Here is a 12,433-nt window from a genome sequence, read left to right as displayed (position 1 = left end):
TTCTATTGATTTTACAAACTTTTTTTGAGGGATAGCCTAATTAGCATACTATCCCCTCCATATCAGGTTCATTTATATTTTGCATCGTACGCTTCTTGGTAGATTTCTATAAACCTATTCAAATTCATTCCTTCCAATGTTTTTAAGTACTTATCCCAATCTTTTTCAATATCAGCATCCCCAGTGATGAAGCGTGCTTGCATCTCTGAGACATGGTCCCGTATTGTCTGCTCTATTGTAGCTAATTCTGCCGCTTGAACTTCATCAAAGAAAAGAGGAGGTACAAACTTATCATCGTTTTTTCCGTATGGTTCATAATGTTCTACCGTTGCTTTATAAAGAATATCTTCTAAACCACCTTCCTCAATTGCAAGTCCCTCCCATATTTCACGAGAATTATAGATAGGACCAGTATGTTCCCACTCATGATTTTGAACAGTACCACTACTACTAGGTTGATAGATTCGCTTCCAAGTGGCCGGTTTTCCATTTAATCCGATATCTCCCTCTTCTGCCCAAACCCAATGCTCTTCAAACATACCGTTATCATTTCTGATTGTTGCTTCTTTCGTATACATAAAATCTGCCCAGCGAAATGCAACTTCTGGATATGGACAATCTTTCGTAATAACAAATGCAGCATTAGAATCAATCCTCAATGATGTAGGTGCCACTTGAAGACCTGTTGGACCCTTTAATGGTGCCATTGGTTTATATTCTTTCCATCTCCCACTTGAACCATTTATTTGAGTAAACTCCATCGTTCCTCCAGGAGCTGCTCCAAGTATTGGTACGTCAGGATTTTCGCCCAATCTCCGTAATTGCTCCATGTCCTGTGTAAAAGATTCAGGAGCTAACAATCCTTCCTCATATAATCGATTCATAAATTTAAGGCCTTCTTTCCAGCCTGGCTGAGTAAATGAAACATCAATTTTCCCGTTTTCAAGCATCATGTAGCTATTCGTAGCTTTATTTGTATATACAAATGAATTCATTAGAAAGTTATCAATTTGCGAGTTCCAGCCAGTCGTCGCTGCCGCAAAAGGAATTTCATCCGCTTTTCCGTTTCCGTTAGGATCCTGTGTCTTAAACGCTTTTAACACTTCATAAAATTCCTCTGTTGTAGTCGGCATGTCGAGATTTAGTTTTTCTAACCAAGGTTCATAAATCCACATTTTGTGAGGATAAAAAGTGTGTGGATTATGTCCAATAAAAGGTAAACCATAAATATTTCCGTCTGGTGCTGTAATTATTTCTTCTGCTCTAGGTAGTTCCTTAAACATCTCCTTCGTTCCATGACCATACTTTTCTATCAAATCATTAAGTGGTATAAAAACACCTTGTTTCCCATATACCATTTGCTTTGTAGCTGATATACCAAATCCTATAATGACATCAGGGTAATCACCGGAAGACATAATAAGGTTTAACTGTTCTTGTGCTCCCTTTGGACCAACAACTTCAAAGTTCAGATGAACATTCGTTTGTTCTTCATACCATTTGGTAAATTCATTTGTTGCGAAATCCTCTACATTTGCTTGCCCATGAATAAGGACATTTAGTGTAACTTTTTCGTCTACAATAGGTAAGACACCTGCAGCATTAACTTTTACATCCTTAGCACTTCGGTTATCTGTTTTTTTTGAATTCCCAAAGCATCCCGTCAAAATTAGCATCGTTGATATCAGTAAAACAAAGGCTGGTAATAGTCGATTTATCATTCATAAAACCTCCTTATTTTCAAGACGTTACTCTTTAATGGAACCTATCATAACTCCCTTAACAAAGTGTTTCTGTACAAATGGATACATAATTAACACTGGTAACGATGCAACTACAATAAGCGAGTATTTTAATAGTTGCTCTAAACCTAGCAATTGTTGCTGTGTCTCTACATCGATGCTTCCCATCATTTCTGGATCAATCTGACTTTGAACCAATATATTTTGTAATACTAACTGTAGCGGATACAAAGCTTGGTCACGCAAATAAATTAACGCATTAAAATATGCATTCCAATGACCTACTGCATAAAATAGGGCAATTACTGCAATAATTGGGCCAGAGAGTGGGAGTACAACACTTCTAATGAAACGAAAATCATCACAACCTTCTAGTTTTGCTGATTCTAACAATTCTTTAGGGATGGTCATTTTAAAATACGTTCTCGCAATGATCACATTAAATACAGACATTGCATTTGGAATGATTAATGCCCACCTTGTATTCAACAAATCTAAATCTTTAACTAATAAATAGGTTGGAATTAAACCTCCATTAAATAACATCGTGAAGAAGAATAGAAACATGAAAAAGTTTCTTCCTTTAAAATCAGGTCTCGATAATGGATACGCCGCCATAATTGTTAAAGCAATATTAATCGTTGTTCCGACAATCGTATAAAAAAGTGAATTTGCATAGCCAGTCCAGATTAAATCATAATTAAAAACTGTTTCATAGCCTTTTAAACTAAAATCTACTGGGAATAACCAAACCCTTCCTGCTGCAACTGCCTCAGTTGAACTAAAAGATGCACTTAGAATATATATCAATGGGTATAGTACTAAGAGTGTTAAGAGTCCAAGAAAAGTATAGTTAATGTACGTAAAAACTCTATCTCCTTTAGTTTCTGCAATTCTAGGATTCATGCTTTTATTCTCCTCCCTTCCTGATTACCATAAGCTTTCTTGACCTACCTTTTTCGATAATTTATTAGCTCCTGCAATAAGTATTAAAGCAATAACTGCTTTAAAAATACCGATTGCTGCAGCGTAGGAATACTGAGGGAGAGCGGCAATTAACCCTACTTTATACACATACGTATCAATCACTTCGGATGTAGATAAATTTAAGTTATTTTGCATCAATAATACCTTCTCAAATCCCGTGTCTAAAATATTCCCCATATCCAATATCAACAAAATGATGGTAATCGGAAGAATACTAGGAATATCAATATGCCATATGCGTTGTAATTTACTAGCACCATCTACAACCGCTGCTTCATGTAGTTCGGGACTAACACTCGATAATGCAGCAAGATAAATAATGCAACCAAAACCAACATTCTGCCAAATCCCAGACCAAACAAATATGGACTTAAAGAGAGAAGCTTCTCCCATAAAATGAATTCGTTCCATTCCTAACAATGCAAGGAGGTCATTTAACGGACCTCTTGGCTCTAAAATTAATAGAATAATACCAACCATCACCACTACTGAGATAAAGTGCGGTGCATACGTAATCATCTGCACTGATTTCTTAAACTTACTATGCATGACGTAGTTCAAGCTAAGGGCTAAAATAATTGGAAAAGGAAAGCCTGCGACTAATTGATATAAACTTAATAGCAATGTATTTTTTAAAACTCGGACAAACTCATATGATTCAAAAAAACGTTTAAAGTGATCAAAACCAACCCAAGGACTATCCGTAATACCTAGAATTGGACTAAAATTCTTAAATGCAATTGATGCCCCATACATTGGATAATACTTAAAGACCAAGATATATAAGAGAGGTAAAGCAAACAGCACATATAACTGCCAGCTATTTCTTACTTCCCTCCAAAACTTTTTCTGTTTTTGAATTTTAACTTCACTTTTTCCCTTTTGAAGTTGTACATTTGTATTGCTCAATCCTCTATTACCTCCTTTTCATTGAATTAGCATCACCTTTTTAAAACGCTTACAAAATACCATTCCCCCTTAAATCAAATATCATTTCAATTAAACTCTCTGCATCGAAACAATAGGCAGGAGTTGATATTTTTATTATTATGCACGTCTCCATCAATCGTAAATAGGAAGAAAAAATGGTGTGTGCATTTATTGATATTTGCTATTATGCAATAAAAAAATCGTGTGCATTTGTTGATATACACACGTGTAAACCCTTATTTCATGGGACTTTACATTAAAATCAAAAATAGAGCTTTCAAAACGATCCGTTTTTAGAAAGCTCCAAAATGATTTTTTATACTATTAATCTGTCACTACTTTGGAAGCATATTTTTCTCGATAATTTAGTCCTACCGTTCTATTCTCAGGTGCTTTATCTTCCTTATCTATACTCCATCTAAGTAGTTTCCGCTCTAGTTCTATGATAATCTGTTCATGTTTTTTAGAATCAAACAAATTATTTAATTCATGTGGATCATTGCGAAGATCATACAATTCTCCTTCACCATTTGTATATAGATTCAATTTCCAGTCATGCGTACGAATAGATTTTCCTTTACCGAGCCATGCTTCTCGCCATGCACACCAAACAAAACAACTTTCATCAAAGGGGTGTTCCGGTCGTTTTGTAATTTCCGATAATTTAAATGGCTCTCCATCTTCTCCACTTTCAATCACAACATATTCCCTTGGTTCATAGTCTTCTCCTAATAAATACGGTGCAAAACTTTTACCTTGAACCCCAATCGGAATATCACACCCTGCCACATCTAGTACAGTAGGCATGATATCAATTAATTCAATTAAATGATTACTACGTTGTGCCTTCACTTTTCCTGGCCAAGAAACAATGAATGGAACATGCGTGAAGGAATCATAAAACATATTGTGCTTCTGAATCAGACCGTGTGCTCCCATAGAATCGCCATGATCAGATGTAAAAATAATGAAGGTATTATCTAAAATTCCTAGCTTTTTCAATTTATCTACAACTCTACCAATCGCATCATCAATGAAGTTAATCATCCCATAATGGATTGCACGGACTTCACGAATAGTTTGCTCATCCGCCCGATCCATCGCATCCATAATATGTGCTACTTTTTGCCGCTCGGGCTTATTCCTCATATCATCTTTTGGTGGGAGCGGAACGTCATCAGGATGATACATACTCGCATATGGTTCTGGCGCCTGATAAGGAGTATGCGGATCAGGGAAAGAAAGCCATAAGAAGAATGGATTTTCTTCTTTTTGTGCTTGCTCCAAATAATTTACAGCAGTTTCCCCCAATAAATATGTACCGCACTTTTTATAAGAAGCAGGATTTGTGCCATGACCTAATGGACTACTCCAACAATTATCCACTGCCCATTGATGAGCTGCTCTTACTTCCTCATCCTGTTCATATCCTTCGACAATATGTCCATGCTGAGCCTCGCGTACAAAATCAAATACTTCATGTAAAATATCAGGCTTATCACCTTGCTGAGAGGATGGATAGCGATTGACTTGATTACCATCCATGAACGCATGATTTTTTCCAATCAAAGCTGTTTTATATCCATTTTTCTTTAATACTTGAGGTAATGAAACTTCCAGTGGATCTAATAACATGTGATTGGCATGGTTGCGTATCGTTGAAGTATACCTACCAGCCATCATAGATGAACGTGATGGTGCGCAAGCAGGATAATTACAAAAAGCCTTTTCAAATACAATTCCTTTTTCCGCTAACCGTTCTAAATTCGGTGTGCGCACGATGGGATTCCCATAAATCCCTAGTGTTTCAGCTGTTTGTTGATCTGTTTGAATGAGTAAGATATTGGGTTTATTGTTTTCCAATTGTTACCACTCCCTGTATGTTTCATATTAATAAAAATGTTAAGAGATCTTGACTGAGTTACGATACGCAGTTGCACTAATTCCATTTTTCCGTTTGAATGCTCTACCAAATGTATTTGAAGAATTATATCCAACCAATTTACTAATCTCTCCAACTGGTAGATCCGTGTTTATTAACATCTCTTCAGCTTTTTCTAATCTACTACTCTCCATGAACTCTGAAAAATTCATACCAGTATTTTCTTTAAATATCCGTGAGACATGAGCCTCTGAGAGATTGAACTTATCTGAAATCAGACTCAAGGAAAGATTGACGTTTTTGTAGTTCTCTTTCAAATAATTGATGATATCATTTATTAATCTTTTATTATTTTTACTTCTTTGTATGTTAATTGCTGCGCAAATCTTTTTATATGATTGAACAACTTCATAAAAATTAGTTTTTACTTCTTCAACAGTTTCTGTTTTATCCGGTAAAAACTGTTCATATTCTATACTTATTTTTTCATCCAATACTACTTGGTCTAAGATTTTAACGATACTTCCCCACATTTCATACAGAAACATACGGAGCATATATATAGATAGTTGTCTATTTTCGAAGTTTTCTTTATATAATTCCGCTAATAATTCCTCTGTATTTTGTTCGTTTCCTACCTTAATACTGTTAATAAGTCGCGACTCGACATCACTAGGATAATAAAAGCTGTTCTCTTCTTTTGTAATATCCTCATACCAGATAAATCCATTAGAATATCCACGATTGTAAAAATTCAATGCAATTCTTGCCTCATCATAAGAACGTGAAATGTCAATTATATTCCGATAAGTAGAACCGATTGCAAAAATGGGTTGAATATGGTGAACAAACATTAATTCCTGATGTACTTGTTGATATAAACCAATTAATATATCTTTAAACTTTAATGATCCACTATTATTATCTGCAACGATTATTGCGATTTTATTTTCATCTAATTCATGATAAAAAGCTTCATTCCCCATTATATTGTTTAAAACATCTTTCGCAATGACACGATTCACATCAGATTTTCGTAGCATATCACTATCAGTTATTTCATCAGGTCCACTTAAATACATAATGGCTACGACATATTGTTTTCCTTTTAAGTTAATTCCAATATGATTCATAAATAAGTTGATCTCATACTTGGTTGTAAATTCTCCTTTAAGAATTCTTTCAAAGAAGGCATTTTTTAATAGCGGAATTTGATCTCGTAATTTCTTTTGTAGTTCATCATGCTGGGAGAATAAAGTAGTTACAGGTTTTGCGTTGCGATTTGCCATATAAATTGCAATGAGTAAACCGGCTATGAATGCAAGAATGATAATGGATATCGTAATTTTATTTATATAATTCACTTTTTCCATAAATACACTTACAGGCTGCACCGCAACATATTTCCAACCATTATAATCGGATGTGGTATAACTGACGATCATGTTTTCATCTTGGAAGGTCCTCTCTACCACTCCCTCTCCCTCTTCTAAACCAGATATAATCGAATTAACTTTACCATCATCTGAGACATAAGTAATGATGTTATTATTTTCATCAGTAATATATACGGATCCACCACCAGAAATATCTACTTCCTGCAACAAATTGATGAGTTCATCATTATTTATCATTATCATAATGGTTGAGTTAAAATGTGTAGGCAAACCTAATGAGTGTAGGTACGTGATGAAGGAAAACTGTTTATCCTTATAGAGAAATGGACGAGCAGGAATAATATGTTTTTGATGATATGACTCTATAATTTCTTTATACCAATCATTATATTTAAGATTTGCGGGTTGAAGTGTATATTTATAAAAGTCTGGTAAAGTCGTAACAAGATTATTATTCAGTGCGATTTTACTGTTTTTGAAAAATAGAAAGTAATCAAAGATGAATTGATTTGTTAACTGATGGGCATATAAATTATTCTTTGTATCAATAATCTTGTACGTATTTGAGCCCACATATGGATTTTGAATTCGATTAAAAGCAAGAACTTTTGGATCATCTTCAATTTGTTTGACGATAGATTCTATTTCACTTAACCGCATATTCAATATTTCCTTACTTTGCTTTAGTAAGCCCATTGTTGCATTTTTCCCTTCACTTTCCACCACTTTTAAAGTTTGGCGATGAGCAATGACACCAATTGTTAAAGCAAAGATAAGAATCACCATGTAAGAAATAAGAAATCGAATAAATATGGTATATTTACGATTCTTTCCCACTTATAGTCCCCCTGATTACGAATATAAAGACATCCCACGCAAATTGTGATTACGCTTTCATTTTCACCTTTGAAGATAGTGAGTCTTCAATTGACTCACTATCTCTTAATTATGCGTCTGCTACACACCTAAATCCCATGTTTCCAGTGGAACTGTCGGGTGTATTGGAACTGCGGGCAGCTAGTCTATAGCGATTGCAGTATGATTTGTGACAAAGGTATGAGCCTCCACGCATCGATCTGTTTGTTCCCGATTCGGCTCCCTTTGGATTATGATTTTCATTACTCAAGTGGTATTTAGGAGTAAACCAATCTGCACACCACTCCCAAACGTTTCCAGACATATTGTATAATCCGTACCCATTTGGTTCATACGTATCAACCGGGCATGTCCCAATGTAACCGTCGCGTTTTGTATTTTTGGTAGGGAAAGTTCCTTGCCATATATTACAACGGTGTTTACCATTTACGATCAGCTCATCACCCCAAGGATATTTCTTTTGCTCTAGTCCACCTCTAGCTGCGAATTCCCATTCTGCTTCTGTCGGCAGACGTTTTCCTGCCCATTCGCAATAAGCTTGAGCATCATTCCAAGATACATGAACTACCGGATGATTGAGACGATCTTCAATATTCGAACCTGGTCCTTCTGGTTGATTCCAATATGCACCTTTTACAGGTACCCACCACGGAACTTGTGCCACACGTTGTGGATTATCTCGTAAAATTTTTTCTGAACAAAATAAGTGGAAAACGAATGACCAGCCAAAACGTTCTGCTTCTGTTTTATAGTTCGTTTCCTCTACAAACTGTGCGAACTGTTCATTTGTTACTGCATACTTATCGATATAAAATGGATCTACTACTACTTTTCTAACAGGACCTTCTCCATCAGAAGGAAAACCGTCTGAATCATTCGTGCCCATCAGGAACTCTCCACCTTCAAGAAATATCATATCTTTTTGAGAGAAGGTCGCATTTCCTTGAACTGATACTTTCTTCTCATGACTATCATCAAAATTCTCCCTTGATACTGAACAACAAGATTTCATATTTATAGCTCCCTTCCCATTAATATAATTTTCAATCAAAAAATGATTGAAATGCGTATATTGCTGCCCCTACTGCAACTGCATCCTCTTTTAAAATTCCTTTAGAAAATGTTACTTTTTGTTCTTCATATGGATAGATGTACTTTTTAGCTTGTTCAACAACTTCATTAAAATATGTTTTATGTTCAAATAGGAGTGGACCACTTAAGATAACATGTTCTGGATGGAGCGTATTGATGATGTTTGCAATTCCTATGCCATAGTAGATAGCTGTCTCCTTTAGAAGTTCGTTTAATACTGGATCTTCTAATTTTGCAGCATCTACTAAGTGTTGAAAAGTAATTTTCTCCATATTTCCATGTACCCAATCTAAAATGACAGTGTGGCTTCCTGCTTGTACTATTTCAGTTAAACGTTTTATCATCGCATCATACGATATATATGCTAATAAACAACCTTGTTTTCCACAACTACAGTTTCGGCCATTCATATCTATAATCATATGCCCAAATGAACTCGCATCACCTGTATTGTTTTGCACAACTTTACCGTTCATTAGCATCCCACAGCGTAGCCCGACACCACTTATTGTATATAGCATATGTTTATTATCATTTTGGGTTTTCCAATGTTCTCCTATTGCAGCTGTATTCGCACCATTCTCTAGTACAATTTTTACAGGAAAAGCTTCCTTTAACTGCTTTACAATGGACACATTATGCCACCCTTGTGCCGGGAAAGACTCTGGAGTAAGGATGCGCCCTTCTTTACGATCAATAGGCCCAACTGAACCAATTCCAATCCCAATGATTTCGTAGATTGAGAGGTTGTGGTTTTCCATCATGTCTTGAATAATACGAATAATCTCTTGGATAACAAAATTAGGTGTATGTGTGTTCGACATAGGAAAAGAGTGCTTTTCAATAACCGTAAATGTTAAATCAAGAATCATTACAGTAATATGCGTTCTTGAAATATCAATACCAATTAAATTACTACGATTAGGGACAATTTTATATAATACAGGCGGTCTTCCTCCGCTTGATTTGCCAAATCCACTTTCATAAATCATTTTGGCTTCTATAAGTTCCTCCAGCATTCTAACTAAAGTCGTTTGTTTTAACTTCGTCATCTGAAGTAATTCTACTTTTGAAATTGGTCCCTGTTCATGAATAAGTTGATACACACTTTTTAGTGTTCGATTTTTGATGGAATCATCTAATAAGAATTCTTTTAAATTCAATCTTATCACCTATATTTTCTTCATCGTAATACCATTTTACATGATATTTCCTATGAATATACGATTACTCCAATAAATCCAGAAATAAAAATGACAAGAATTGGGTGCATTTTAAATCGAATGAGTGCTATTAATGAAGAAATAAAGATAAGCATCAAACTAATGGTATGCCAATTAAGTGCCCCAATTACATTATTGGATATTGCAAAACTAATCGCTGCGTAAATGATTAATCCAGTAATAATTGGACGCAATCCATAAAAAGCAGATTTTACTAGCGGATGTTCATTCATTCGATAAAAGAAGATGGCAATCATCAATATAATGAATACCGATGGTAATATTGTGCCCAGAGTTGAAAATATAGCTCCTGGAATTCCAGCTGTCTTGTAACCTACGAAAATAGCACTGTTCGTTGCCATTGGACCTGGAGACATGCTTGCTACTGCGATTGCATCCGTAAATTCCTGTGTTGTTAACCAACCATGCTTCACTACTTCTGCTTCAATTACAGGTACCATTGCATAACCGCCACCAAAGGAGACAAAGCCTATTAATATAAAAGTCCAAAATAATTCTAATAGTATCATAGGATCATGCCCCCTTTCGTGCTGGAGTAGTTTGTTCATTCTCTAATTTACTATGTTTATCATAATGAATAGTGAAACCCATAGCCGCCTTCACTTTTACGATCATAATCCCAGCTACAATCCCAATCACAATGATTAGTGCAGGATGGATAGGTAGGAAAGTTAATAGAAGAATAGAAGCAATTGCTGTTACAAATGTCGTTTTATCGAAGATTGATGTTAATCCAATTTTATAACCTGCATATGCAATCAACGCGACAATCGCTGGCCTTATTCCTTGAAAGGCAGCATCTACATAACGATTATCTTGTACATAGAGAAATGTCATACTTAAAATAATGACGATAGTAAAAGTCGGAAGTAATACCCCGAGAAGTGCAGCGATCGCACCTTTTATTCCAGCAATTCGATAACCAATAAAGGTCGCAGAATTAATCGCAATTGCACCTGGTGCAGATCCTGCTATCGCAAATACGTCCGTTACATCCTCCGTTTTTACCCACTTTTTATTCGTCACAACCTCACGTTCAATTAGCGGTATCATCGCATAGCCACCACCAAAAGTAACTGGGCCAATCTTTAAAAATGAAAGAAAAAGTTGGAGAATCAGCTTCCAATCTGTTTTCATGCATTCACAACCTTTTCACAATGTATGTATCGTTATTGTAGCACACTTTCATCCATTTTGGTTAAAAGTCATAAAAAATAGCAAGCTGAAGAGGAGATGTTAAGTCGAGGGTAAATTGCACCGGCTCCGCGAGTATTTGAGGTACTTGAATATTTGCATCACTATCGCGAAAAAACTTCTATACAAAATACTACAACCCTTCCAAAATAAAAACTCTACAAAAAAAGAGACTCTCCCTTGAGAAAGTCTCTTCTAAATACCGTTACCCCCGAAATGGATGCATCGGTTGTCCTTTTACGTTCGTTTTTATTTTGAATAAGCTACCTGCATGTGGGTATTGCTCAAGTGTTTTTTCATTTAATCCTACACGTGCTGTTGTAATATATAATTCATCGAGATTATCCCCACCGAAGCAACATGAAGTGACAAGTGGAGATGGAATCTTTACGGATTCGAGTAATTCACCTGTGTGTGGATTCCACCTACAAACTTGAGCACCACTCCAAGTAGCAACCCATAACATTCCTTCCGCATCAATTGTCATTCCATCCGGAAATCCTCTTTCTTTTGGATGTTTGATGGCGACACGCTTATTACTAATCGAACCTGTTTCTAAATCAAAGTCATATGCAACAATTTCGCATGTTGGAGTGTCAATATAATACATCGTTTTATTGTCAGGACTCCATGCAATTCCATTAGATGTTGTCACATTTTCAACCATTTTATTTACTTTATGGTCTACATCTAAGCGATAAAAATTACCCACATTTGCTTCATCGCTTAAAGACATCGTACCTGCCCAAAATCTCCCAGCTGCATCACATTTCCCATCATTAAAACGATTATTTGGTAAATGTTCTTCTGGATCATGGATTGGAGTTAATTCCTCTGTCTCCAAATCTATCGAATAAAAGCCATGCTGTAATGCTAAAACGAGACCACCTGTAGTATTAGGAACTGCCGCTCCCACATATTGATCTAAAGTGATTGTTTTTGTATTTTGAGTAGTAGGATCATAACAATGAATTTTCCGCCCTAAAATATCAACCCAATATAAAACCTTCTTTTCGCTATCCCAAGTCGGACCTTCCCCCAAAATAGCCCTCTCATCTACCACTAACTCCACTTCATATTGCATTCATT

Annotated in this window: 10 protein-coding genes; all 10 read right to left on the bottom strand. The window is 35.7% G+C overall.

What is annotated here, in order from left to right; translation table 11 throughout:
- Nucleotides 1-68 precede the first annotated feature (68 nt).
- A complete protein-coding gene (locus ACFPM4_RS07445) occupies nucleotides 69-1,721 on the bottom strand; it encodes an ABC transporter substrate-binding protein (protein WP_382349611.1) in 1,653 nt (550 codons plus the stop codon).
- Between the two features lie 27 nt (nucleotides 1,722-1,748).
- The gene (locus ACFPM4_RS07440; protein WP_382349608.1) at nucleotides 1,749-2,648 is read right to left on the bottom strand and encodes a carbohydrate ABC transporter permease; all 900 of its coding nucleotides are present in this window, start codon (nucleotides 2,646-2,648) and stop codon (nucleotides 1,749-1,751) included.
- Between the two features lie 24 nt (nucleotides 2,649-2,672).
- Nucleotides 2,673-3,638: an ABC transporter permease gene (locus ACFPM4_RS07435; RefSeq protein ID WP_318281022.1), complete on the bottom strand. Its 966-nt coding sequence runs from the start codon at nucleotides 3,636-3,638 to the stop codon at nucleotides 2,673-2,675.
- A gap of 345 nt (nucleotides 3,639-3,983) precedes the next feature.
- Nucleotides 3,984-5,522, bottom strand: coding sequence for a sulfatase family protein (locus ACFPM4_RS07430; RefSeq protein ID WP_382349604.1), 1,539 nt, complete (start codon nucleotides 5,520-5,522; stop codon nucleotides 3,984-3,986).
- Nucleotides 5,523-5,561: 39 nt separating this feature from the next.
- On the bottom strand, nucleotides 5,562-7,775 hold the full coding sequence (locus ACFPM4_RS07425; protein WP_382349601.1) for a helix-turn-helix domain-containing protein: 2,214 nt from the start codon (nucleotides 7,773-7,775) through the stop codon (nucleotides 5,562-5,564).
- Nucleotides 7,776-7,884: 109 nt separating this feature from the next.
- Nucleotides 7,885-8,826 (bottom strand): formylglycine-generating enzyme family protein, encoded by a 942-nt coding sequence (locus tag ACFPM4_RS07420; protein WP_144923490.1) that lies wholly within the window; start codon nucleotides 8,824-8,826, stop codon nucleotides 7,885-7,887.
- Between the two features lie 31 nt (nucleotides 8,827-8,857).
- A complete protein-coding gene (locus ACFPM4_RS07415) occupies nucleotides 8,858-10,078 on the bottom strand; it encodes an ROK family protein (protein WP_382349597.1) in 1,221 nt (406 codons plus the stop codon).
- Between the two features lie 41 nt (nucleotides 10,079-10,119).
- Nucleotides 10,120-10,659 (bottom strand): chromate transporter, encoded by a 540-nt coding sequence (locus ACFPM4_RS07410; RefSeq protein WP_144923484.1) that lies wholly within the window; start codon nucleotides 10,657-10,659, stop codon nucleotides 10,120-10,122.
- A 4-nt stretch (nucleotides 10,660-10,663) separates the two neighbouring features.
- A complete protein-coding gene (locus ACFPM4_RS07405) occupies nucleotides 10,664-11,287 on the bottom strand; it encodes a chromate transporter (protein ID WP_144923481.1) in 624 nt (207 codons plus the stop codon).
- A gap of 262 nt (nucleotides 11,288-11,549) precedes the next feature.
- The gene (locus ACFPM4_RS07400; protein ID WP_144923477.1) at nucleotides 11,550-12,428 is read right to left on the bottom strand and encodes an SMP-30/gluconolactonase/LRE family protein; all 879 of its coding nucleotides are present in this window, start codon (nucleotides 12,426-12,428) and stop codon (nucleotides 11,550-11,552) included.
- Nucleotides 12,429-12,433: the final 5 nt, after the last annotated feature.

Source organism: Lederbergia graminis, assembly GCF_042655485.1.
Classification (GTDB): domain Bacteria; phylum Bacillota; class Bacilli; order Bacillales; family Bacillaceae_C; genus Lederbergia; species Lederbergia graminis.
This window is presented reverse-complemented; position numbering and strand designations above follow the sequence as displayed.